We start from the raw sequence: 26,087 nt of genomic DNA on the forward strand, positions 1-26,087 counted from the left end.
TTAAGCTCCCCTGCCTTTGTAAATCAACTGCTTCTCTAGCGCATTACGAATAAATTCAATATTGTTTCGTAGGCTATAGCATTCAGCAGTTGCTAGTTTTGCTGCTTTTGATCGGAGTATCCTGCGCTCCATCTCATTGAGTACCTCAATATATTCAACACGACGGGCTGGATCAAAGTTTTCAATCGTATTTTTCTCAAAGTTATCAAGCTCTTTATAGATTGAGTTAATTTGCTTCTTGGCCAAATTGGTTCTGTAAGTGGGGATCGATTTGATAACGGGATAAGCAAATGCAGCAAAAGGAAGCAATAGAAAGAACATACGCTCCAAGAACTCTGCAAGCCAGAATGGCAAATACTTCATCAATGTCGGAGTACCCTTTTCATAGAAAAAATTAGCCTCTTCACTCAAAGGGGCCTCAGTGTTCATGTAAGCAGGGAATTCTCCAGCTTTAGAAAAATAGGATTTGTTACCGTTAATTTCTCGGGCCGCCTCTAGAAATAAAACTTGGATTGCTGGGTGGAGACGATCATCGATTAAGAGATTGGTTGTAGTAGAAATCAATTGAATCGGATGATCCGGAATGTTTTTCCCAAGATCAAAACCGCCCATGGGCACACTTACTTCCTCGAAGTAAGGCAACAAACGGGTGTAGGCGTCTGCGCGCGTGAATGAAGCCAGCCTAATTCCTGGGTTTTTAATAAGTCTTTGTACGTTTGGTGAATCAAAACCATCCACCAAAATAACAGCATCAATTTCGCCACGCTCTAAGGCATATACACCTTCGGCATTCCCAAGACTCAGTAAATTAGGGGCATCCCCATTTAAGCCATTGAGTTTAAATATTCCGAGAGCCTGCGTACGTGTTCCACTCCCCACCGGGCCAATATTGATTTTTAGTTTGGCAATATCTCTATCGGATACGTGAATACTTTCGTTAAACGCATTCTTACGATAAAACATCCAAAATGGTTCATAGTCAACGCTGCCGAGGGATTCCACGCCAGAAAGATTGTCAACAGCAATCATTCCGCCCTGAACTAGGGCTGCTTGGATTGGATCTTTGCGATCAATCAGATGCTGAAGATTTTCTTTCGAACCATGGGTCTCTACTAACTTTAGCTCAATACCCTTTTTCTCAAAATAGGTCTTATATTTTTCACCCAATACTTTGTAGGAGCCACCGGTACCGGTTGCCATTAATACTTTGTTAGGTGGTGCAGGCTTTGCAAACCAAACCAGAATAAATAGAGCAAGAATTAATAAGAAAACAAGTGGCCAGACCTCTCTTAAAGCACTAACCCAATTTTTAATCTCATCAGCTGCCGTTTGATAGACCGCAGAGATATGTTCGCTGACTTCTTCTTTAAAACTGGCCATGTTATTCCTCGTGATATTGAGTTAGCTTATCACCAATAAACGGGGTTTTATAGCTTCGAAAGCCTACGAGGCTGCATCACTCTCTGCACCCTCTGCTTGAGGGGTCAGGATGGTTGGGTAAGACACCGCCCAAGTACCAGGGTAGTCCCGGCTGTAATGCAGTCCACGGCTTTCCCTGCGCATTAAGGCTGAGCGCACGATGAGCTCGGCACATTCCAATAGGTTTCTGAGCTCAATGAGGTCACGGGTGACCTTAAAGTTAGCGTAGTACTCTTGCACTTCGTAACGCAGCAGTTTGATGCGATGAAGCGCTCGCTCTAACCGGCGGTTAGTTCTAACGATGCCTACGTAATTCCACATCAAAGAACGCAGCTCATCCCAGTTGTGGGCGATGACTACCTGTTCATCCGCATCCTCAACCTGACTCTCATCCCATAAAGGAAGAGCGGGCATTACTGGGGTCTTGAGATTGGATATGTCTTCTGCTGCCGCCTTACCAATGACTACGCACTCTAATAAGGAGTTGCTTGCTAAACGATTAGCGCCATGCAGACCGGTGTAAGTAGCTTCCCCAACTGCATAGAGTCCTGGCAAATCAGTGCGCCCTTTGAGATCTGTCACTACACCGCCACAGGTGTAGTGCGCAGCAGGAACAACCGGAATGGGTTCTTTAGTGATATCTAGACCAAGACTCATGCAGCGTGCATAGATCATCGGGAAATGTTCTTTAATAAATGCTTCGCCTAAATGCGTGGCGTCAAGATGAACATAATCTAAGCCATGCTTCTTCATTTCGAAGTCAATGGCACGGGCAACGATATCGCGTGGTGCTAGCTCATGACGTTCGTCATGCTCCGGCATAAAGCGTGTGCCATCAGGCAGTTTGAGGAGACCGCCCTCACCCCGCATGGCTTCCGTAATGAGGAAGGTGCGATCACTGGGGTGATACAAGCAAGTTGGATGAAATTGAATAAATTCCATATTGCCTACTCGGCAACCTGCGCGCCAGGCCATGGCAATACCATCGCCTGTAGCAGTATCGGGATTGCTGGTGTAGCGATAAACCTTGCCAACACCGCCAGTAGCTAAAACCACTGACTTGGCTTCGATCGTCTCTACGCGATTATTTTTAATATCAAGTGCATAGACCCCGTAACAACGATTTGGCTTGGTGCGCTGGGTCTTAGCATCGAGCTGACGATTGGTAATGAGATCAAGCGCAATCCAATGCTCCAAGATCTGAATATTTTTATGTGCCCTGGCTTTATCTAAGAGCACCTCATGAATCGCTTTACCAGTGGCGTCTGCAGCATGCGCAATACGACGATGGCTATGCCCGCCCTCGCGAGTTAAATGCAAACCCATGGGACCAGATTTATCTTCTGTAAATGGAACGCCCTGCTCGACCAACCAACGTATCGCATCAGCGCTTTCTTCAGCGATATAGCGAGCGGTAGATTCCACCACGAGACCGGCACCCGCATCCAAGGTGTCGGCCACATGAGAATCAATACTGTCATGCTCTTTGTCGACCACCCCAACAATACCGCCTTGGGCCCAAGCTGTAGCAGCCTCACCTAAGCCCCGCTTAGCCATCAAAATGACCGGTTGAGATTCGGCCATATGCAAGGCGACAGTCAGCCCAGCTAATCCAGCCCCAATAATCAGGACGGGAAGCTCGGCGTTTGCGGTGGTGTTTTGGGAGGGTTTAGAGCTTGCCATAGAGGGTTCATTCTAAAGGGCAATGAACTTCCCCGTTCTAAATGCAAAAAGGCTCCTTGTGGGAGCCCTTTTGTGTCTCACTAGAACGGTAATTAGACGTTAGACATTACCTTAGATCCGCCTGGGGCATTCGTACCGTACCCCATAATCTTCGCTGCTTCCCCACCTTTAACCAGCTTCACAGCGCAATACTTAAACTCTGGAATCTTGCCAAATGGATCTAGCGCTGAATTGGTAATCAAGTTAGCGGCAGCCTCATAGTAGGCGAACGGAATAAAGATCACCCCTCTTGGTGTGCCGTCGTCTCTTCTCACGTGGATACCTACTTCACCACGACGAGACTGAACCTTGATCACATCACCAGCCGAAACACCTAACTGGGTCATATCTTCACCATTCATTGATACGGTTGCCATTGGCTCAATGGCATCGAGCACTGTGGCACGACGCGTCATACTGCCAGTGTGCCAATGCTCTAGCTGACGACCAGTAATCAATACAAATGGGTACTCAGCATCAGGGCGCTCATTCGCAGGAATGATATCGGCTGGTACTAACTTCACTCTGCCATCTTTGGTATCAAACTTGTCATTAAAGACAATTGGGCGACCCGGATCTTCAGCAGACAAGCATGGATAGGTAACGCTAGATTCTTTTTCCAAGCGCTCCCAAGTAATGCCGTTGATCGCGCCATGCATTGCTTGACGCATTTCGTCATAAACCTCAGCAACACCAGCATCAGGACCTTGGTAATTCCAACCTAGGCCCATGCGCTTGGCAATCTCTTGAATAATCCACAAGTCAGGTTTTGCATCACCAGGAGGATTGATTGCTTTCTTGCCCATCTGAACCATGCGGTCAGTGTTACTAGCAGTGCCAGCCTTTTCTGGCCATGCGCTGGCCGGCAATATTACGTCCGCTAAGAGCGCAGTCTCCGTCATAAAGATATCTTGAACTACGAGGAGATCCAAGGTAGCCAAAGCATGGCGAGCGTGATTTAAATCGGGGTCACTCATCGCCGGGTTTTCACCTTCGACATACATGCCACGAATCTTATCCGGATCGGAATCGGGGGCGGTGATCTTATGCATGATCTCTACCACGGTATATCCAGGTTTTTTATCTAATGGCGTATCCCAGAATTTCTCAAACCATGCATGCGCTTCTGGGTTATCAACGCGCTGATAGTTCGGGAACATCATCGGAATCAAACCAGCATCACTAGCGCCCTGCACGTTATTTTGACCACGCAATGGGTGCAATCCTGATCCAGGCTTACCAATTTGCCCGGTGATACTGACTAAAGCGATTAAGCAGCGGGCATTGTCTGTGCCATGCACGTGCTGACTTACACCCATGCCCCACAAAATCATGGCTGACTTCGTAGTTGCAAACTCGCGCGCTACTTCACGCAAAGTCTCTGCTGGAATTCCGCAGATTGGCGCCATTGCTTCAGGACTATAACCCTTGATGTTTTCTTTAAGAGCCTCGAAGTTATTAGAGCGGTCTTTAATAAATTCTTTGTCAACCAAACCTTCCTCAATGATTGTGAAGATCATGGCATTGAGCATAGCCACGTCGGTATCTGGCTTGAACTGCATTGTGCGCCAAGCGTGTTTACTAATCTCGGTCTTACGAGGATCACACAGAACAATTTTTGCACCACGTTTCGCGGCGTTCTTGAACCAGGTAGCAGCAACAGGATGATTAGCAGTTGGATTGGATCCAATCAGGAAAATCATGCTCGAGTGCTCAACGTCATTAACTTGATTACTTACTGCACCTGAACCAACGCCCTCTAATAGCGCAGCAACAGATGATGCATGGCAAAGACGTGTGCAGTGGTCTACGTTATTGCTACCAAAACCAGTACGAACCAGCTTCTGGAATAAATAGGCTTCTTCGTTACTGCCTTTTGCGGAACCAAAGCCTGCCAATACTTTATTGCCGTATTGATCTTTGAGTTTCTTCAGGCCGCCACCAGCAACTTCCAAAGCCTCTTCCCAAGTAGCTTCACGGAAGATGTCAGACCAGTCTTGCTTACCCTCTAGCATGGCCTCATCTTTCGCAACACCCGCTTTACGAATTAATGGTTTAGTTAAGCGCTGTGGATTATGGATATAGTCCATACCAAAACGGCCTTTAACGCATAAACGATTGTGATTGGCAGGGCCATCACGACCCTCAACACTCACAATTTTTTCGTCTTTGACGTTGTAAGTAATTTGGCAACCAACGCCACAGAATGGGCAAACGGAGTCTACTTTGCGATCCACCGTTTGGGAACCGATCAAACCCTTAGGCATCAATGCGCCAGTTGGGCAAGCTTGTACACACTCGCCACAGGCAACGCACGTACTGTCGCCCATTGGATCATTTAAGTCGAATACGATCTCACTATGACCGCCACGCATGGCGTATCCGATCACATCATTTACTTGCTCTTCGCGGCAAGCACGTACACAACGGTTACATTGAATACACGCATCCAAATTCACAGCCATCGCTGGATGTGAAATATCACCATTAACTTTTTCGCGACGCAATGCTTTGAGTTCCGGACGAACAGTCACATCCATGCGGGCAGCCCAAGTACTCAGCTCACCATGCTGGCTCTTTTGCTCTTCCTCTTTGCTATCGCCAACCCACTTAAAACCTTCATCAGGCATATCGGAGAGCAACATCTCCAGAACAAGCTTCTGGCTCTTAACAGCGCGCTCGCTATTAGCCTTAACTTCCATTCCTGGAGTAGCACTTCTACAGCAGCTTGGAGCTAAAGTCCGTTCGCCATTAATCTCTACTACGCAAGCGCGGCAGTTGCCGTCAGGGCGGTAGCCATCTTTAAAGCACAGATGTGGAATATCAATGCCGTGTCGTTTGGCAGCCTTGAGAATCGTTTCGCCTTCATACGAAACGATCGTCTTGCCGTCTAGCTTGAACTCAACGGTTTGTAATTCGAGTTCTTTTGGATTTGTTGGTGCGTTCATGTTTGTCTCGTTATTCCCTGAATTTTTATTAAGGTACTTCCTTATTGAACTTCTTCAGGGAAATATTTATGAATACAACGAATAGGATTTGGTGCCGCTTGGCCTAAACCGCAAATAGAAGCATCCACCATCACGGTGGCCAAGTCCTCTAAGGTTTCTTGGTCCCAAGATTTAGCCTGCATCAACTTAGCCGCTTTACCTGTGCCAACACGGCAAGGCGTACATTGTCCACAGCTCTCATGCTCAAAGAAATGCATCACATTCAATGCCATATCGCGCGCTTTGTCTTTGTCGCTGAACACCATGACTGCAGCAGAACCAATGAAGCAACCGTAAGGCTGCAAAGTATCAAAATCAAGCGGGATGTCGTTCATCGTCGCCGGCAAAATACCGCCGGATGCGCCACCAGGTAAATAACCGTAGAACCTGTGGCCGTCTTGCATGCCACCACAGTACTCATCAATTAATTCTTGAATAGTGATGCCTGCAGGAGCCAACTTCACACCGGGTTTGTTAACGCGCCCGCTCACGCTAAAGCTACGTAAGCCTTTGCGATCGTGGCGACCGAATGAACTAAACCACTCAGGTCCACGCTGAACAATGTCGCGCACCCAGTAGAGGGTCTCAAAGTTGTGCTCTAGGGTCGGGCGACCAAACAAACCGACTTGTGCAATATATGGAGGACGCATACGCGGCTCACCACGTTTACCTTCGATACTTTCAATCATGGCGGATTCTTCACCACATATATAAGCACCTGCACCACGACGTAGTTCAATATTCGGTAATTTGAATGGCGGATTGGCTTTGAGTTTTACCAATTCAGCTTCAAGCAACTCGCGGCAGCCGTGGTACTCATCACGCAAATAGATGTAGCAAGCATCAATACCAACCACGCTTGCGGCAATGAGAAGCCCCTCTAAAAAACGATGTGGATCGCGTTCTAAGTAAGTGCGGTCTTTAAATGTTCCTGGCTCACCTTCGTCGATGTTCACTGCCATCAGCTTAGGAGCCACTTGATCTTTCACAATGCGCCACTTACGACCCGCTGGGAAACCTGCGCCACCTAAACCACGTAAGCCAGAGCTTTCCATCGCCTTGATGATGCTTTCGGCATCTTTCTTGCCTTCAAAAATCTCTTTAGCCAAAACGTAACCACCTTGGGCACGATAAGACTCGTAGCCAACGTAATCAGGAGATACTGCTTGCATCCCACCTTGAGGAGATACACCCTGCTCTGCTAGAGCAGCAGGCTCAAAGACGGCATCGTCTTTAGCCATTGGCTGAGTGGTTAAGTTATTTTTTACAGCGGCCGATACCTTGTCCACTGTGGCAAACAAGACTGGATATTGATGAACTACTGCAACAGGAGCTTGCTCGCAACGTCCTACGCATGGAGCTGCAGCGACTTTGATATTCGGATTGCCCAAGATACTTGGCAACTTGGCCAAAAGATTTTGTGCGCCAGCCAATTCACAAGCGATGCCATCACAAACACGAATCAGGATATCCGCCACTGGGTCGTTACCACGCACCACTTCAAAGTGATGATAGAAAGTAGCTACTTCATACACCTCCGCCATCGGCAGATTCATTTCTTTTGCAAGCGCCACTAAATGACGATCATGCAAAGCGCGATATTCATCATTGAGCTTATGAAGATTTTCAATCAAAAGATCGCGGCGATGTGGCGCGTTACCAATGAGTTGGCGAACTTCCGCAACGGAAATATCATCAGCTTGTCGACCTTTTAACTTACTCTTACGGCGAATGGTTTCCCTCAAATCATCTGCGGTTGCAACAGCAACTGCTTTGACTTCTCCAGAAGGCTTTGGATGATTCATAGTTCGTAGTCTCTAATTTTCTATTTACTGCTATTTTGTGCTCAGCACCAATGCAGAGCGTTATCCCACTTTGCAGATAAAAAACCCTGCTAAGCCAAATACTTAGCTGGTCATTTATACGCAAAATAACGCTTTATTTTGGGTTATTTAAGGCCTCATGTCCTTGACGGCGCTCAAGGACTTTAACTAAGGGTTTACCCTATTAAATTAGGGATGGGGAAGGCTTGTCGCCGGGAGGCAGTGAGTAGTCCAACTTGCGCTCATACAGCCTGGCTTTGTAGCAATCTTGGTAGCCCTTACTACCGATTTGCCAGCCAATCGAAGTACAGTCGTCCTGAGCCGCTGATTCAATAGACCCGCAACCCACCAAGCCAAGGCTAGCAATCAATGATACGACGGAAATAATGCGCAATTTTGTTGAATTCATGGCCTTAAGTCTACTTGATTCTGATCTCAACATCGAGAGGTATACCCTCTTTTCCTGCCTCTACTGTCTTCACATCTCCCAGCTGAATACGATCCTTGAGGCTGGGGTCAGCCTTCACCATGAAGCCATAGGCCGTCTTCGCCCTATTTTTCGCCAATTCCTTAAGCTCGGCATCAGTGATCTCTATTCCAGCAAGCAATTCCTCATGCAGTTGCTCATTGCGACTCTCTCCATCTGGAAGTGTCAAAAGTCGTTGCCCAAGCTTGATGCGCCCTATGTATTGGGCATATGCCGCCTTCAGGCCTGACTGCACTTTCGGGTCTGTAAATGTTGGGGTGGGCACTGGTTCTCCAGGCGCCAACTTAAATCCAGCATCTAGAAAAATGGCGCCATCCGCCTTAGCTCTTGCAAGCGCCTTCTTATCCTGCACAGGATCATAAGCACCAATGATCTCTAAGCTCGAGTTCGGGCGCTTCACTAGATACTCGCCAAATTTTTCTAGGCGGTCTTGATCCGCAACAAGGAAGACTGCTTCTCCAGGTACTGCATTAACGCCCTCTTCGCCACCCATTCCTAAAATAGATGCAAGAGCTCTAAATGGTGCTGTTGCTACGTTTGTTAGAACATTACTAATGGCCTGCCAAACCAAACCGCTGGCACTAAATTCTGGAGAGTCAACATTGCCTGCGATGCGAACCGTGACGTCAATCGTGTCATCAGAGTCTTCTAACAAAGCAATTGCCAAGCCTAGTGGTAATTTTTTGCCAGTAAAGTCCGGCACCTCATCACCCAGCACCACCTTCTTAATAATGATCTGATTACTTCCATTAAGTTCGCCATCTTTAGCTTTGTAATTTAGATTGAGGTTTAGTCGTCCGCCAGTAATTTGATAGCCTGCGAATGTCATGACTGCAGGATTGAAGGCAGTCAGCGGGAGATTTCTAAAACTCATCAAGATGTCATGATTGCGTCGTGGGTCATCAAATGCTGCTTGACCTTTTACTCGCATACTTCCCGAGCCAGCAACAATGCCATCCATCGCCACAGTGGCAAATCGACCAGGAGTATTGCTGACCCCCAAAAGAGTGGCATTGAACCTCTTCACATCCACCTTGAAATTAGGGCGCATCGCCATATCTGAAAAGTAGACCTCTCCATTCTTCAGAAGAGTGGATCGAATATCTAAATTAAATGTGGAGGGAGCGCTTACCTTTGACCCAGTTACAGGCTCGGACTTTAATTCTGTTGTTGACTTAGCAAATAACCTTCTAAAGTTTGAGAACCCTTCTTCATTAATTTCAAATTGCAGGGTTGGCGCATCAATGGTCAACTCATCTATTGCGAGACTATTGTTGGAACCCTGTTTTGACTTAACTGATTGATATTCAAACTGACGAATATCTGCCATCCCCCAAACAATCAGTGGATTTTTTTGACCTTTCTCTAGTATTGCTAAATCTGCAATATGAATATCGCCCTTAACCGAATCAGTCTCACCGCCTATCTTCACGACTAGATCGGCATTCATCAAGCCACTGGTACCGATGAGTTCTTTATTAGCTGGCAATAGAGCGACGATTGGCGAGGTTGCAAGACTGTGAATTTCTAACTTGCCATTAACTGACTTCGAGCCGGTATTGAAATCCCAGTGTGAGCGTATCTCACCCTCATCCAACCTCAAGTTGAGCTGCGCGCCTAAGTTACCTGGCTGAGGATTATCCAATCCACCTGTAATAGCAACATGGCGATACGCAATGGTTTTATTGATTCCAGGTATTAATAACTGCAAGGCACCAAGATTAAAGTCGTATTGACCACGGACCCCAGTCACTAAACCATTCTTATCGTAATTGGCTACATCAAGCAACTTCATCGTAAACGGGTTGAGTGATTCTTTTAATTTGCTCGAATCGTCTACCAAACTTAAAGAAGCTGAACTGACGATAAATTCATCAATCGATATTTTGAGAGGCTTCTTGAGTTCTTTGGGATCTGAAGGAGGTATCGCCTTTTCAACGGCAGCAATCAATTCCTGCCAATTCCATGCCCCTGCATGCATACCCTTAGCCAACCTCTTCTCGACCAATACCTTGGGCTCTTCCAGCAAAATCTCATCAAAGCCCAGCTCCCCTAAAACTAGCTTCGTCCACTTGAGGGTAATGACTAACTTTTTGAATTCCAATAATTTAGAACCACCCTCTTTTGCCAAGTGAAGGCCATCAAGCTCCACCTTCAGCCGTAATGGAGAAAGGCTAAGGTCTTGATAGGAGATCTCGTAACCGATATTTTCACCATATTCGGCCAGGGACTTTTTAATCAAGCCAGGCAGCAACAAATGGCTTCCCAACCAAAATAAGGCGGCTATCAGAATACAAAATCCCGCCAAACGCAGAGACCATCGCTTTATTCGGGGGTATGTGAGGGAAAGCATCTACTTGTCTTTATAGGCCAATATCAGTAACAATGAAAATGAACGCAGAATAATAAATATACCCTTTAGGAGACCCCATGAAAACATTCCTCAAAAAACTGACCTTATCTATTGCGTACCTTGCCGCCCTATCGATTGGTGGTGTTGCTTACGCCCAAAACTCTGATGGCTTTACCGATCTGATTGATGGCGTTAGCTTAAGTGGCTGGAACATTATTGGTAGCGCCAACTGGGTCATTGGTAACGGCATTGTCGAAGGCAATAAGCCCAATGGTTTTTTAGTCAGCACCAAGACTTACAAAAACTTTGTCATCAAGGCTGAGTTTTATGCCGAGTCTAATACGAATAGCGGCATTTTCATTCGCTGCCAAGACCCTAACAAGGTGAGTCAATCCACTTGTTATGAAATCAATATTTGGGATACCCGCCCTGAACAAGCATACGCAACCGGCGCTATTGTGGATGTTGCCAAAGTTGACCCGGTACCTAAGGCCGGTGGACGCTGGAACACCATGGAAATTATTGCAAATGGCTCCAACTTTAAGGTCATGATGAATGGTGTAGTCACAGTAGCGAATGGCCAAGATAGTAAATATTCTGAAGGCCCCATTGCCCTTCAATCTGCTGGTGGCGTCATTAAATTTAAGAAGTTGCAAATAAAGCCTCTATAAGCTTTGACGCCCAAATAAATCAAAAGCCGCTGTCAAGCGGCTTTTTTAATTCTCTCGAGATCAAGGGTCTTACGCTGGCGGAAAGCCTGCTTTTTGCTCCCACATATTATTAAATACATGGATGATTGGCTTTTCATAAACACCTGCCTTGGTATAGGGCTCATCCTTTAACCAAGCTTCCACATCTGCCCTGCTAGGAAAGTCGATTGCGAGCAAGCTACCAACTGTAGTCTTACCGTCATCAGAAGTCATCGGTCCAGCAAAAGCCATGCGGTCAGAAAGTTGCGCCAAGTAAGCGCGATGCTCTGGTCGAATTTGTACACGCAAGTCAGCAGTACCGGGCTTATCCATCAACAAAATTGCAAAGATCATGTTTTCTCCATCATTTAATTGGTTTTATTTTTAAATCTTAATTAGCAAGATATTACGGTAAGTTCCAAAGAAAAAACCACCCGAAGGTGGTTTTCTTGATACTTGGCGGAAGAGGCGGGATTCGAACCCGCGGTAGGCTATTAACCTACGCACGCTTTCCAGGCGTGTGACTTAAACCGCTCATCCACCCTTCCGGAACCGATGATTATACGATTCCCGAAGGGGTTTGGTCTAAATCTTGATTTAGCTTATTACAGAGACTCTTTGAGCTGGTCCAAGATGTGTGGGTTTTCCAGGGTGGAGGTGTCTTGAGTCACTTCCTCGCCTTTAGCAATCACACGTAAGAGACGGCGCATGATCTTGCCAGAACGGGTCTTAGGCAAGTTATCACCGAAACGAACGTCCTTAGGCTTAGCGATTGGGCCGATCTCCTTACCTACCCAGTTACGCAGCTCAGTAGCAAGCTTCTTGGCTTCATCACCAGTTGGGCGACCACCTTTCAGAACAACGAATACGCAAATGGCTTCACCAGTCAGCTCGTCAGGACGACCCACAACTGCTGCCTCAGCAACTAAAGGATTAGCCACTAAGCAAGATTCAATTTCCATCGTGCCCATACGATGACCGGAAACGTTTAAGACATCATCGATACGACCAGTAATTGTGAAATAGCCAGTATCTTTATTGCGGATTGCGCCGTCACCAGCAAGGTACAAGGTGCCACCCAACTCTTCTGGGAAATAAGATTTCACGAAACGATCTGCATCATTCCAAATCGTACGAATCATGGAAGGCCATGGACGTTTCACAACCAAGATACCGCCTTGGCCATTAGGAACGTCTACACCAGCCTCATCCACAATCGCCGCCTGAATACCTGGCAATGGCAATGTGCATGAACCTGGAATCATTGGGGTTGCGCCTGGCAATGGTGAAATCATGTGACCACCAGTTTCTGTTTGCCAGAACGTATCTGCGATTGGGCATTTTGAATTACCAACATGCTCGTAGTACCACATCCATGCTTCTGGATTGATTGGCTCGCCTACAGAACCTAGGAGGCGCAGTGATGACAAATCGTAGCTCTTTGGATGCACTGCTTCATCATTACTGGATGCTTTGATCAATGAACGAATTGCTGTTGGTGCCGTGTAGAAGATGGATGCCTTGTGTTTTTGGATCATATCCCAGAAACGGCCAGCATTTGGATAAGTTGGAACGCCCTCAAACACAATCTCAGTGGCACCTACAGCGAGTGGGCCATAAGTAATATAAGAGTGACCCGTTACCCAACCAATGTCGGCAGTGCACCAGAACACGTCATTAGGCTTGATGTCAAAGGTCCACTTCATTGTGAGAATGGCCCACAAGAGATAGCCGCCTGTTGAGTGTTGCACACCCTTTGGCTTACCAGTGGAACCAGATGTGTAAAGAATGAATAATGGATGTTCAGCGCTCACCCACTCTGGCTCGCAAGTCGTTGCTTCATTAGCTACGATCTCTTGCATCCAAACATCGCGACCTGCTTGCATAGTGACATCAGTACCAGTACGCTTGCTCACGATGACATGCTTAACCTTAGGGCACTCACCAGTAGATAGTGCTTCATCACAAATTGCTTTGAGTGGCAATGCCTTGCCACCGCGGAACTGTCCATCGGCAGTAATCACCGCAACTGCACCCACGTCCATGATGCGATCACGCAATGCTTGGGCTGAGAAACCACCAAACACTACAGAGTGAATTGCGCCGATACGCGCACATGCCTGCATAGCAACAATGCCTTCGATGGTCATTGCCATGTAAATGATGACGCTGTCGCCAGACTTAACCCCCATCTTGCGCAATGCGTTTGCCATTTTGCAAACGCGCTCAAGCATTTCTTTGTAAGTTACTTTGGTAACTGTGCCGTCATCCGCTTCAAAAATGATGGCAGTCTTATCACCCAAACCAGCTTCAACTTGACGATCTAAGCAGTTGTATGAAGCATTGGTGGTGCCATCTTCAAACCATTTGTAGAAAGGCGCCTTGGATTCATCTAAAACCTTAGTAAATGGCTTTTTCCAATAAAGATTCTCTTTAGCAAGGCGACCCCAGAAACCGTCGTAATCTGAATTAGCTTCAGCACAGAGCTTGTTATACGCCTCCATACCTGGAATTGCCGCACCCTTTACAAAGTCTGCAGGTGGGTTAAAAACGCGGTTTTCTTGCTTTAATGGTTCCATGCTTCACAGCCCTCTATCTAATAATCAATAATCTAAAATCAACAACAAATGCGAGAAAATGTCGCAAAATGACCTATTTAGACTCTCAAGACCTTAGAAGATAAGTGAAAACACTTGGGATTTGCTCTATGGCAAACCCTTAAAATAGGGCAAACCTTACTAATAATGTGGAAATAAGCAGATAACCATGACCAATATCAAACAAAACGACCTGATTCAAAGCGTTGCGGACGCATTTCAATTCATTTCCTACTACCATCCCAAGGACTTTATTACCGCCATGGGCAAGGCTTATGATTTGGAACAGGGTCATGGTGCTAAAGATGCAATTGCCCAAATTTTGACCAACAGCCGTATGTGCGCCGAAGGTCACAGGCCAATGTGCCAAGACACTGGTATTGCCGTGGTATTCCTAAAGATTGGTATGAACGTTCAATGGCCTGATGCAACTATGAGCGTCACCGATATGGTGAATGAGGGTGTGCGTCGCGCTTACCTTAATCCCGACAATATGTTGCGCGCTTCAGTGTTGGCAGATCCAGCAGGCAAACGCAAAAATACTGGCGATAACACTCCTGCAGTCATCCATTATGAAATCGTTCCAGGGGATGATGTTGAAGTGATTTGTGCGGCCAAAGGTGGTGGCTCAGAAAACAAGGCCAAGATGGTCATGCTAAATCCTTCAGACTCAATCGCGGATTGGGTTCTGAAGACCGTGCCTACCATGGGCGCAGGCTGGTGCCCTCCTGGCATCCTCGGCATTGGTATTGGCGGCACACCAGAAAAAGCTATGCTCATGGCCAAAGAAGCCTTGATGGGTCCCGTTGATATTCAAGAACTCATTGAGCGTGGTCCTCAAAATCGCGTTGACGAACTGCGTCTCGAGCTCTATGAAAAAGTGAACAAACTCGGCATCGGCGCTCAAGGCCTAGGTGGTTTAGCCACTGTGCTCGATATCAAGATCTTGGATTACCCAACGCATGCTGCTTCATTGCCAGTTGCCATGATTCCAAATTGCGCAGCAACTCGTCATATTCATTTCCATTTACATGGCGATGGTCCTGCAAAACTCGAAGCCCCTTCACTCTCAGATTGGCCAGATGTAACTTGGACACCAGACGTTCAAAAATCCAAGCGCGTGAATTTAGACACCCTCACTGCTCAAGAAGTGGCCGGTTGGAAACTAGGTGAAACACTATTACTGAACGGTAAGATTTTGACTGGTCGTGACGCCGCTCATAAGCGTATTCAGGATATGCTCGCCAAAGGCGAAGAATTGCCAGTGAGCTTTAAAAACCGTGTGATCTATTACGTTGGTCCCGTTGATCCGGTACGTGAGGAGGCAGTTGGCCCGGCAGGCCCTACTACTGCAACTCGTATGGATAAATTTACTGAAATGATGCTTGCTAAAACTGGCTTGATCTCGATGATTGGTAAAGCTGAGCGCGGACCCGAGGCGATTGAAGCAATTAAGAAACATAAGTCAGCTTACTTAATGGCTGTTGGTGGCGCTGCTTACTTGGTATCTAAAGCCATTCAAACTTCTAAGGTAGTTGGCTTCGCCGATCTAGGCATGGAAGCGATCTACGAGTTTGATGTCAAAGACATGCCAGTCACTGTTGCGGTGAACTCAGAAGGTATCTCCATGCACAATGAAGGTCCACGTGAATGGCAAGCGAAGATTGCTGGCATTCCAGTCAAGATTGCTTAATGAGCAATTACTGAGCAAGCATAGTCAACATTGGCACTCATCGGGGTTTTCGATTCTGGCGTTGGAGGCTTATCCATTTTGGATGAGGCTCTGCGTCAGCTGCCCCAGCACGACTTCATTTATCTTGCTGATTCAGCAAACGCGCCTTATGGCGAAAAATCGAGCGACTGGATTGCCGAGCGCAGCCTTGCTCTTTGCAGTTATCTGGCCAGCAAAGGGTGTGATGCGATTGTGGTTGCATGCAATACCGCAACAGCTGAAGCGATAAAGCAAATTCGGGAAACGCTTTCTATTCCAATTATTGGTGTTGAGCCAGGCATTAAGCCAGCAGCCATGCAATCGCAAAACAATATTGTGGGTGTCCTGGCTACTGAGGCGACTCTCAAGAGCGATAAGTTCAATGCCTTATTAAATACCTTGCCAAATGATTGTCAGTTCATCAAGCAAGCTGGCGCAGGATTGGTGCCGTTGATAGAGTCTGGTAAAGCGGATAACGAAGAAACCTTAGAGTTGCTAGCAAAACATCTTGAGCCCATTCAGGATGCCGGCGCCGATACCTTAGTGCTGGGCTGCACGCATTACCCCTTCTTGAGGAAAGCTATTCGTAAGCTGCTAGGCGAATCTATTACGCTGATTGACACCAGCGATGCTGTGGTTAGACAGCTCAAAAGACAGCTTGAGAAGCTTAAAGCTACAAGCTCTAGCAATGAACATGGATCAATACTATTCCTGAGCAGCAAGAATGAAGAGTCACTATTGCTCATGGCGCAAGATTTAATGTCTGCCGATTTAACTTCGCATGCAGTTGAAGCGCGCATCTTGGGTGAAAGAAGATGAGCGCCCTTCTGAAAAAGTTAGACGATTTTTTACCGTTCAATAAAACTGAACGCATCATTATTAGCATTGTGGTGCTCTTGCATGCCCTGCCTGCGCTTGAGTTTTTACACTTTAGTCAGCGCCCACCGCAAATGGATGATGAGCGCGTCATGGCGAACTTGGTTAGTCCGGAAGCTTCCAAAACCCAGCAACCCCCTGCAGCCACTCCACCAAAACCCCAAGAAGAGAAGAAAAAGGTGAAGGAAAAGGCTAAAGAAAAGCCCTTAGATAAGCCCAGCCCAACTCAGGCACAGCAGACACCACAACAAAACCAGACCCAGAGCAAGTCTGAGTCTCAGTCGCCAGCTCAATCGCAGACCCAAAACGCTGCTGTTGCCCCCGCTACCAGTGGGGGTGCTAGCGGCACGCCGATTCAGACTGACATTGGTAAACTAGTTGTGGTTTACCAGCCCGATGCAGATGCCTATTACCCATCATTCTCAAAGCGCTCCGGGGAACAAGGTGCAGTGGTAGTGCGTTTGATTATTGACGAAAGCGGAAACGTGGAAGAGGTAGCGCTGCTTCAATCGAGCACCTTCCCTAGACTAGATCGCGCTGCAACTGATATCGGTAAACGTTATCGCTTTAAACCTTTTTTAGTAAATGGTTCACCCCAAAGAATTTCCACTAATCTTTTAATCAAATTTAATCTCAAGAATTAATCAATATGAATACACCATTTGGCATAGCAAATCTCTGGCTTGAAGGCGATGCGATTACTCGATTTGTAGCAATTGCCCTGCTCATCTGCTCTATTGTGACTTGGGTCATTTTGCTCACTCGACTTTGGGATTTACGTAATCTACGCAAACTTAAGCCTGAACTTGAGCAATTCTGGCGCGCCACTTCATTTGATCAAGGCTTACAAGCATTTAGCAATCATGCCGTCAATCCTTACTATCAAATTGCCAAGTCTGCGACTAAAGCATCCGCGCATCATCAAAGTCAATCGAACAACCACCGTGAATTACTGCAAACACTGAACTACTCTGAGTGGATGGCAAGAAGCCTTAAAAATAGCGTTGACAGCATTGCGGCCGGATTACAGAAGGGCTTGACCTTCTTAGGATCTACTGGCGCTATCGCTCCATTCATTGGTTTGTTTGGTACCGTTTGGGGCATCTATCACGCCCTGATTGCCATCAGCAGCTCAGGAAGCGCACAACTGGATCAAGTAGCTGGTCCCATTGGCGAAGCGCTCATCATGACTGCCCTTGGTCTTGCGGTTGCTATCCCTGCTGTATTGAGTTTTAACGCCATTAATCGCGCCAATAAGTTATTTGTCGCCGACCTCAATCGCTTTGGTAATGATCTATTAGCCTACTTTGTTACTGGTGCCCGCGTTAATTCCGGAGAATAGTCATGTCTTTTCATATCCAAGACGACCAAAACGACGATAACATCATGTCGGAAATCAATATGACGCCGATGGTGGACGTCATGCTGGTGCTGCTGATTATTTTCATCATCACCCTACCGGTAATACAGCAGGCGGTGAAGGTAGAACTTCCAAAGGCTAATAGCGTTCGCAATGAAGTCAAGCCTGAGTCAGTTCAACTTTCAATTGATGCTAATGGTCAAATCTTTTGGAATAGCACTCCGATCGATTTAAAGACCTTTGATGGCTATGCTGAAAAAGCCGCCCAAAAAGATCCTCAACCAGAAATTAATCTGCGAGCTGACAAGTCTGTGAAGTATGAATATGTTGCGCAGGTCTTGGCTGCATCGCGCCGCGCTGGCTTAACTAAGCTAGGATTTGTGACGGAGCCAAACTAAGTTTTATTTAGTCCTGTATGGAGCTTTAGAAGGGAAGCAAGTCTCTTCACTGGTGTGCGTGCCGTTTCCAATAGTTGCACCCAAGATACCGCCCTGTATTTTCTCGACCTTCTTAAACTTGCCAGTAACCGGGTCAAGCGTAATGTTGGTGATGACGTTACCTGCGGGATAAGAAACTCCCATAATTTCTTCAGGCTGAAAATTTGCCTCGATCAATATCAAGATATTGGGTCGCGCCAAGGTGATGCTTTTGACAACTTGTGTTCCATACATATCTGACTGATCTAGGTCACGATCATCTAAAAAGATCTTGGCTTTTTGGGCACCCGAAGCAAGAGTCATTTTCATTTCATACTCTTCGGTGTAGCCTTTTTCTGTGCGCTTGCAATTAAATTCTAGAACATCTACAGCCCGGCTAGGTAGAGAGGCAATAGCTAAACAAAAGCAAAGTAGGATTTTAGATAAATTCATAATGATGGCAATACCACTGCGATAAAAGCGTAACCTGGAGTCAAAGGCGCTATTCTAATTTAGAAATATTTGCCGTAATCGAATTTAATTTATCAGAAACTACAGGCTCTCCTTCAGGATCTGCTTCCACCAAATTAACTTCATTGACTTCATCTGGTGCCCTGAACCATTTAAATACCACCAAGGCAACCGATAAAAGCGACATCACCAGACCAAAGATTCCCTTAATTTGATCAATGGTCTGAGCGGTTATAAAGGGTTGTTTGCTGGCAATATAAACCTCCGTTCCATCAGAGATAGGAAATCCAGAGGGGGTAAGCATTTTGTCTTCTGTAATTTGAAAGCTAAATTGTGAGGCAACCTGAGGGCCATATAACACTGGCAACAACGCAGCAATCGCATGAGGATCGACATCCTTGTTTGCTAAAAGATTCAGATTAACACCCACTACCTGAATATCTTTGGCTGGTACTGGCGGAGAGATTTGATACATGTAGGCCAAGATCTTGGCATCAGCCACCCAACCCATGCGCATCGCTAATGAAGGCGGGAAGGACATCTCCAAAAGTTGGTACCCGCGCTTTTGCACCAGAAAATCCACGGTGGCAGACGGCGCATATGAAACCTGAACAACGACATCGGGCAATCTATCGGTTTTCATACCCAACAGTTGTTCATCGCTAAAGTTCGTCTCAACGTAATCAACTTCTGGGACCAGTCCTGAAAAACGCAAAATCTGGTTCGAGACAATGCTAGGTCCGCCATTTTTCTCACCTAAATTCACGGTCTTGCCGCGGATGTCATGAATAGTTTTGACATCACCCTTAACCAAGAAATGAATTAACTGTGGCGCAATCGATGCAACCTGACGCACATTTTCATAGCCCACCGCATCGATCCCGCCCTGCACAAATGCAAGATCTAATGTTCCATCATTTAAGTCATTCAAAGCCTGAAATGAACCCTTGGTGGGTGTAATCATCAAAGAAATATTTTTGCGGGTAGCCTCTTCTTGCAATACTTTTGCCAATTGATGGCTTTTGGTAAGCATCCCACCACCGCTTATAGATAATTCGTAATGACGCGGGTAAAGTTCATAGGCAAATTTACCGGCCAGCCCTAGCAAAAGCGCTATGACGATGAGCGCCAGACCTTTACGAATGTGATGCTTACTTCTGAGCCAATCCAAACCCTTGAATAGCAACTCTTCGACTTCGTTAGATGCATTTTCCATTAGCTCACACCTCTATATCGAAACTTGAGTTAAGCCATGCTTCACAAATACATCCTGCCCTTCAGCACTCAAACTGAAACGCACAAAATCTTTAGCAACAGCACTGCCAGAATTTTTATTTACCAAAAACATATCTCGACTTAAAGGATAGAGTTTTAGCAACAGTGTCTTATCGCTAATCTCTACACCATCAATCGAGATAGCCTTTACCTTGGTACTGAGGTTTTTATTGGTTAAATAACCGATGCCATAGGGATCATTTGCAATCGCATCTGACATCTCATTTGCACTATCGAACACCTTCACATCTCGCGCAAATTTAGCACCCTTTAGTATGACGTCCTCAGCAAAGGCACGAGTAGTTGAGCCTTCGTTTCGACTGCAGATACTAATCTTTGCATTAGGTCCGCCTAACTGCTTCCAGTTAGTAATCGCGCCTTCAAATATTCCATTTAATTGATCTATTGAAACATTGCTGATGTCCATGCTTGGGTGCACAACAATTGCAACACCCTCAATCCCCACAAGACTGCTATGTAAATCAAGATTGAATTCTTCAAAATTAAGATCTCTAGACATCATCGCTAAATCAATCCCCCCGTTTTCCAAGGCAACCAGACCAGCAACAGATCCTCCACCCTCAATAGCGATCTTTACATGAGGATGTTTTTCAATAAATGGTGCAGCCAATAGAGCAACAAAGCGAGACACTGCAATTGATCCCGAGATCATGAGCTCTTTTCTGGCTCTTGCAATGATGTATGGATAGGATATCAAGCCAGTAAGGGTTGCAGCACCCACCCCGGCAGCAATGCCAACATTACGGAGAAATTGACGACGCTCCATCGCTATTCGCCCAACACCGGAACTAAGCCCATTTCTTTAATCATGGCCTGCCCTGCGTTTTTATCCAGGCAATAGGCAATAAAGTCTTTAGCCTCTTTGCTGGCAGATGGTCTGGTTAGGAGCTGTAATTCATTTCGTATTGGGTAGCGACGCTGCTTAATATCGAGATAGGTCGGAAATACACCATCAATAGACAGGGGTTTCATTTTTTCTTTATTTAAGAAGGTTGTGCCTATATACCCAATAGAAAAAGGATCCGCTGTAATAGCCTGTATCAAACCATTCAAGCTTCTCACCACTTTTGCCCTCAAGGTAATGTGATCCTTTCCTGCAACCTGCCTTTTCCATGGCTCGTATGTTCCTAGCTGCGGATCATGACTTATGACATTAATTTGACCAGAGTATTTTCCTAAGGAATTCCAGTCCGTGATATTGCCAGTAAATACATCATGCAATTGCTCAAGCGTAAGATCATTAATTGGGTTGGCGCGGTTAACAATGGCAGCAATACCGTCGGTAGCAATCGTCACTTCCTCAATCTTCAGTTTGTGTTTATGGGCCCATACCTCAATATTTGGTGGAATCTGCCCAGATGCCATGCCGATAGTGCAGGTGCCATCTAACGCTGACTTGTAACCCATTGCCGTTCCGCCACCAACCAGTGGCAAATGAACGTGAGGATGCTCATCCATATAGCGCATGCCAATCCGCTGCATCAACTTTAAAACAGTTGTTGACCCGCGCAGCTGGATAAATTGCAACTGAGATAGATCAACGGGCTTACTGGACATCGTCAAGAACCCAAAGACGGTAGGATGTGAACAATGGCTTCTGGGGTGACTCTACTTTCACCAACAAACAATCCTTCTAATGCAATCACCAAGGTGAACAACACAGAAACACCAATCGTCACACCCCCAACATATGCAACCATTTTTGGCAGAGGATTTTGCAGCCACCCGAACACAATCAGCAATGCAACCGAGATGGCTAATGCATCCCATAAATAAGAAGGCAACTGCAGCCTAGCGGCCGACAAACGCGCCTCTCTAACATCGGATAATTGATTTAAGGTTGTGACGATTTCTGCCCTAGCCATCTGCTGCACCGAATTTCGGGGGTCTAGAAGCCTAATGCCTTGAGTAAGATCCGTTAAATCATTAGAAGCCTCTTCACTTCTTTCATTTTTAGCCATGAGTGGCCACTCATCATTTACGACTGCATCGGCATAACTTTTGAGATCACCCTGAAGTTCTGATGCATTCGCACCGCCAAAAGCAGCAAGCGAGCGATTTAGTTTGAACATCAATGCAGCCTCACGCGAGACTAAATCCTCGACATTGCGATGGTCGCCCTGCACACGCACTAATGAGAACGCAATTAATAACAAGGTGATTGAAGTAAAGAGTTTAAAACCCTCTTCAGCACCTTTAGCAAGATGCTCATCCGGGTTCAGTTTGCACTTCCAGCGAATATAAAAAGGAATTGCAGTAGACAGCAATAAACCAACACACATAATGCTAAGGCCAATAACAATATTGGGAAGTGTATGTAAGTAGTTAATCATGAATTGCCAATCCTAAGACTATTTAGTGGATGATAAATAAATTCAAAGTCGACATCAGGTTAACCGACTCAAGACTTTCATGGAAATTTTCTGAGTTCCGTGAACGCGCCGCATTGGCAACCCCAGAATTACGTATCGATGGTACATCATCATAGGACTGTGCCAAGCTATCCCCACCCCTCAAAACTAATGGCGTTACATCGGCATGCGGAACCCCCGGAGGGAATGGAGAAATATTCCCGGCAAACAGATTTTGATTCACAGGAGTAAATGCGGCTGGATTATTGTTCATGGCCCTTAGGCGGCTTTCGTATTTGCCTTCTCGAGTAGCGCCTGGTTTATTGGCGGCTAAGGCTTTAGCTGCGACGAGTTTAGGCGCAGACTTATCAGTATTTTTAAATCCATTGGCATATTTGCTAACGTACTTAGGTAGTCCATTAGCAGGCTTAACACTCTGATCTTTTGCATCTGCTTTTTCCACACCGTCTTTAGCACTTCCATACTTTCTTGTCTCGGAATTAATGCTGCCATTCCTAGCATCCTTACTCTCCTTGGTGGAGCTTGCCCGATTAGCAGCCGGTGGTGGGGGTGCTGGTGGAGGTGCTTGAGTAGATGAAGTATTTACTGGTGGCGGAGCCGCTCCAGGAGGAGGTGGTGGTGTGAGCTGAATACTTCCATCAGCCATCACCATCAAAGGCGCCACCTTTACTGGGGCAAGCATAGATACCTCTCCACCAGCAGCAGATGGCGGAGGAGAGTTTGCCGGCGCTGGAGGGGCAGGAGCAACCATCGGTGCGAGTATTGATGCCACTTCCAATTTAGCTGGGGCAGGAGCGGGCAATGGTGAGCTAAACATCGCCTGCGGTGGAGGTGGAGGCGGTGGAGGCGTAACTACAGCAACCGTTTGCGATGCTGTAATAATGGGTTGAACCGAACCCGCAGTAGATGCTGCTGCCGTCACCGTAAGGTTCATAGGCATAGCTACCAGCATAAAGTGACCGGAGTCTGCTCCACTCAAGCTCACACCCTTGACAATGAGATTAGCGTAGGTGCCAGCACCCACTGAATTCGTAATGGTGCTGGTATTACTTAAGTAACTTGGTGTCCCTGTAATGGAAAGATTTGTATAAGAACCAGCACCAAGAGTGACAGTAGTGCCAGAGGCATTCATTAGTTGATAGCCAAGATTCAAAGATCCCGATGTGGCTGTTGCTGTATTTTCAGTAATGAACAGAGCGTTACTTAAGTCAAAGCTTGACCCTGCGAGAGCGACTCCAAAATGATTATCCGCAGTAAAAGATGCGGCGGCCGTCACTAGAGCGCTAATACTTCCACCATTACCACTTCCACCATTGGCTTGAATGATGCCGCCATGGAGATTCAGAGTACCAGTATTAGCAATCAGATTTATTGAACCGCCATTAACCGATCCTCCTGCAGATACTTCCCCAGCTATAGTGATCGCATCCGCCTTTATACCAATCATGCCGCCATCGCCAGCCACCCCATTGGCCTGTAATTGACTTCCAGGCGTAACTAGATTGGTAATGGGGTCGGTATAGGCGCCCCTGGTGTAGATATCCGTACCCGCTAGGTAAATAGCTCCGCCCGTGGTTCCATTTGCCAGAACCTGAGAACCAGACTCCAAACTCACTATCGCAGCGTTAGTTGGAATTATTTGAGTAGCCGTCAAATAAATGACATTACTTGCAGCTTGCGTTGTTGAGTTAACAACAAGCAAGGTGGGATCATTTGCCGCCACGCTAGAGAAAATCGTGTTAGCACTACCGACAGCGTTAAGGGTAATCAGATTCGCAGCCGTAAGGGGTGCCGCAGGCACTGTTGGCAGGCCAGCACTCAACCTTAGAGCGCCCGATATATAGATAGCTTGCGCTAATAACTCAATTGCATTGCCAAGAGTACCAGCGCCCCCACTAAATAAGTAGTTATTTGCCAAAACCCTTGCATTACTGGCAATCGTGATCGTGGGTGCTTGAATTGTTATCTTGGATGCATTGATAGATGATCCTGCTGCACCGAGATAGGCGATTGAAGAACTAATAATCACATCTAAGTTTTGGCCTTCAATGCTGCCATTCAGAACAAAGTTACCAGCCGCGCTCATGATTAAGGTGGTGTAACTAGCTCCAGCCTTGAGAATATGTGCCCCGCTGTCAACGGTTATCGAACCGGTACCATTGACAATACAGCCGCCCACACTACAAGCAGTGGTGTTGGCAGTTACTGCAATAGTGACGTTGCCAGTAGATAAAGCCGTAGAAATAGTATTTGCTGTTGAAGCATCAATCATCAGATCAACTGGATCCAATAACCAGGTTCCCGCTTTACCATTCACTGCGCTGGTATTGATACTCACTGTTGGCACTAAGGAGACGGATCCCTTAGAGGAAGTTTCAATAAACCCACCGTTACCTGACAAGACGCCACCCATGGATTTCAAGATACCTGCGACCGTGGTTTGAACTTGTGACCAGATAGCAATCACGCCGCCATTCCCGGCTTGAGTGGCAGATGTATCGATCAACGCATTCTCTTGGATAGCGACTGTTTGAGCGAGTTGATTATTTTTGGCTGCAGCATCTGCATTAGCCTTCACATTTTGGGCAGCTTGAATTGGATTGCCTGCCGATGGATTTACCTGGCTACCGCCAGATACTGCTGTATTTGCTAGACCGATATTCACCTGCCCGCCAGCAGTTGCGCCGGTTGCCGTGGTGCTGGAGCTCTTGGCTACGACGATCTCATTACCGATCAGGTTAATCTGCCCACCTGCTTGAGTCTGACTATTAGATGAGAGTGCTCCGAATTGCGTTACAAACTTAGCCACTAACTCAATCACGCCACCATTATTGATTGCTGAATTCGCTGAGATGCGGCCAGTATTTTTAATTACGCCCGCCATGAGCTGGTTAGCGACACCAGTAGCTAGGACTACCAAACCACCGGGGGCTTCAATGATGTGCTTGTTTGATATCAGTCCGTTATAGGCGCTCTCATCTACTTTGATCGCGATGAGTGACTGACCCTGAATAGTCAGCGAAATTTGATTGCCTGAACCAATAGCTACGGCGCCGCCTTTTTGAGCAAGGAGGTAGCCCTGATTACGCACTTCTGGAGCAAGTAACGCAATAAAGCCACCCTCAGTAGCAGTCGGATCTGTTTGGTTGGTGCGGATGGTACCTTTGTTGATGATTTTTCCTGCTTGGTTACCAATCCCAGTGCCATCATCTTTAAAGCTGGCTTTGCCATCCATAAATTCTTTATCGGCAATGTTCAGGGTAGAAGCTACTACTGCAGCAGCATTGATTTCTGCGCCCTTACCAAAGGTGACACCATTGCTGTTCACCAAAATCACTTGGCCGTTTGCACTCATGGCGCCATTAATCAATGATGCTGTTGCACCAGTAACTCGATTTAAAGTGACTGCATTGGCGTTGGGTTGATTAAATGTAACAGATGCATTTTTACCCACATTAAAACTATCCCAGTTCACCACTGCACGTTGTGAAGTTTGGTTTACCGTCAT

At 46.5% G+C, this 26,087-nt stretch carries 20 protein-coding genes and 1 tRNA gene; 6 read left to right on the top strand and 15 right to left on the bottom strand.

Features of this window, described 5'->3' with window-relative positions:
- The 6 genes from FD963_RS06250 to FD963_RS06275 form a co-directional block, all read right to left on the bottom strand.
- Positions 1-1,380, bottom strand: a complete 1,380-nt coding sequence (locus FD963_RS06250; RefSeq protein WP_215361177.1) for a TAXI family TRAP transporter solute-binding subunit — start codon at positions 1,378-1,380, stop codon at positions 1-3.
- 63 nt (positions 1,381-1,443) lie between these two features.
- Positions 1,444-3,102, bottom strand: coding sequence for an L-aspartate oxidase (gene nadB / locus FD963_RS06255; protein WP_215361178.1), 1,659 nt, complete (start codon positions 3,100-3,102; stop codon positions 1,444-1,446).
- Between the two features lie 92 nt (positions 3,103-3,194).
- Entirely contained in the window at positions 3,195-6,089 is a 2,895-nt protein-coding gene (fdhF, locus tag FD963_RS06260) for a formate dehydrogenase subunit alpha (protein ID WP_215361179.1), read from the bottom strand.
- A gap of 41 nt (positions 6,090-6,130) precedes the next feature.
- A complete protein-coding gene (locus FD963_RS06265) occupies positions 6,131-7,933 on the bottom strand; it encodes an NAD(P)H-dependent oxidoreductase subunit E (RefSeq protein WP_215361180.1) in 1,803 nt (600 codons plus the stop codon).
- Positions 7,934-8,135: 202 nt separating this feature from the next.
- On the bottom strand, positions 8,136-8,360 hold the full coding sequence (locus tag FD963_RS06270; RefSeq protein ID WP_215361182.1) for a hypothetical protein: 225 nt from the start codon (positions 8,358-8,360) through the stop codon (positions 8,136-8,138).
- A 10-nt stretch (positions 8,361-8,370) separates the two neighbouring features.
- A complete protein-coding gene (locus tag FD963_RS06275; protein ID WP_215361184.1) occupies positions 8,371-10,791 on the bottom strand; it encodes a DUF748 domain-containing protein in 2,421 nt (806 codons plus the stop codon).
- A gap of 77 nt (positions 10,792-10,868) precedes the next feature.
- Here FD963_RS06275 and FD963_RS06280 point away from each other — a divergent pair, with 77 nt between their 5' ends.
- Entirely contained in the window at positions 10,869-11,462 is a 594-nt protein-coding gene (locus FD963_RS06280) for a DUF1080 domain-containing protein (RefSeq protein WP_215361187.1), read from the top strand.
- Positions 11,463-11,531: 69 nt separating this feature from the next.
- On the opposite strand, the gene FD963_RS06285 is transcribed toward FD963_RS06280, so the two are convergent.
- The 3 genes from FD963_RS06285 to acs all read right to left on the bottom strand — a co-directional run bounded on the left by FD963_RS06285 (position 11,532) and on the right by acs (position 14,059).
- Positions 11,532-11,834, bottom strand: coding sequence for a YciI family protein (locus FD963_RS06285; protein WP_215361188.1), 303 nt, complete (start codon positions 11,832-11,834; stop codon positions 11,532-11,534).
- A 103-nt stretch (positions 11,835-11,937) separates the two neighbouring features.
- Positions 11,938-12,028 (bottom strand) — tRNA-Ser (locus FD963_RS06290).
- Positions 12,029-12,085: 57 nt separating this feature from the next.
- The gene (acs, locus tag FD963_RS06295) at positions 12,086-14,059 is read right to left on the bottom strand and encodes an acetate--CoA ligase (RefSeq protein ID WP_215361189.1); all 1,974 of its coding nucleotides are present in this window, start codon (positions 14,057-14,059) and stop codon (positions 12,086-12,088) included.
- Positions 14,060-14,246: 187 nt separating this feature from the next.
- Here acs and FD963_RS06300 point away from each other — a divergent pair, with 187 nt between their 5' ends.
- Genes FD963_RS06300 through FD963_RS06320 form a run of 5 tightly spaced genes read left to right on the top strand, consistent with a single transcriptional unit; the run spans position 14,247 to position 18,422 of the window.
- Positions 14,247-15,770, top strand: a complete 1,524-nt coding sequence (locus FD963_RS06300; protein WP_215361193.1) for a fumarate hydratase — start codon at positions 14,247-14,249, stop codon at positions 15,768-15,770.
- Between the two features lie 30 nt (positions 15,771-15,800).
- Entirely contained in the window at positions 15,801-16,607 is an 807-nt protein-coding gene (gene murI / locus FD963_RS06305; protein WP_215361194.1) for a glutamate racemase, read from the top strand.
- Positions 16,604-17,308 (top strand): energy transducer TonB, encoded by a 705-nt coding sequence (locus tag FD963_RS06310; protein ID WP_215361195.1) that lies wholly within the window; start codon positions 16,604-16,606, stop codon positions 17,306-17,308. The genes murI and FD963_RS06310 overlap by 4 nt, the downstream gene beginning before the upstream one ends.
- Before the next feature lie 5 nt (positions 17,309-17,313).
- On the top strand, positions 17,314-18,006 hold the full coding sequence (locus tag FD963_RS06315; RefSeq protein ID WP_215361196.1) for a MotA/TolQ/ExbB proton channel family protein: 693 nt from the start codon (positions 17,314-17,316) through the stop codon (positions 18,004-18,006).
- 2 nt (positions 18,007-18,008) lie between these two features.
- Positions 18,009-18,422 (top strand): biopolymer transporter ExbD, encoded by a 414-nt coding sequence (locus FD963_RS06320; RefSeq protein WP_215361198.1) that lies wholly within the window; start codon positions 18,009-18,011, stop codon positions 18,420-18,422.
- Between the two features lie 3 nt (positions 18,423-18,425).
- Here FD963_RS06320 and FD963_RS06325 read toward each other — a convergent pair whose 3' ends face one another.
- Genes FD963_RS06325 through FD963_RS06350 form a run of 6 tightly spaced genes read right to left on the bottom strand, consistent with a single transcriptional unit; the run spans position 18,426 to position 26,087 of the window.
- Entirely contained in the window at positions 18,426-18,893 is a 468-nt protein-coding gene (locus FD963_RS06325) for a hypothetical protein (RefSeq protein ID WP_251367199.1), read from the bottom strand.
- A 49-nt stretch (positions 18,894-18,942) separates the two neighbouring features.
- Entirely contained in the window at positions 18,943-20,127 is a 1,185-nt protein-coding gene (locus tag FD963_RS06330) for a TAXI family TRAP transporter solute-binding subunit (protein WP_215361200.1), read from the bottom strand.
- A 12-nt stretch (positions 20,128-20,139) separates the two neighbouring features.
- Positions 20,140-20,973, bottom strand: coding sequence for a phosphate ABC transporter substrate-binding protein (locus tag FD963_RS06335; protein ID WP_215361202.1), 834 nt, complete (start codon positions 20,971-20,973; stop codon positions 20,140-20,142).
- 2 nt (positions 20,974-20,975) lie between these two features.
- Complete coding sequence (locus FD963_RS06340) at positions 20,976-21,764, bottom strand: phosphate ABC transporter substrate-binding protein (RefSeq protein ID WP_215361204.1); 789 nt, start codon at positions 21,762-21,764, stop codon at positions 20,976-20,978.
- A gap of 2 nt (positions 21,765-21,766) precedes the next feature.
- Entirely contained in the window at positions 21,767-22,540 is a 774-nt protein-coding gene (locus FD963_RS06345) for a DUF4239 domain-containing protein (RefSeq protein WP_215361205.1), read from the bottom strand.
- 22 nt (positions 22,541-22,562) lie between these two features.
- Complete coding sequence (locus tag FD963_RS06350) at positions 22,563-26,087, bottom strand: filamentous hemagglutinin N-terminal domain-containing protein (RefSeq protein WP_251367200.1); 3,525 nt, start codon at positions 26,085-26,087, stop codon at positions 22,563-22,565.

It is taken from the genome of Polynucleobacter sp. JS-JIR-II-50, from assembly GCF_018687895.1.
Lineage (GTDB): Bacteria > Pseudomonadota > Gammaproteobacteria > Burkholderiales > Burkholderiaceae > Polynucleobacter.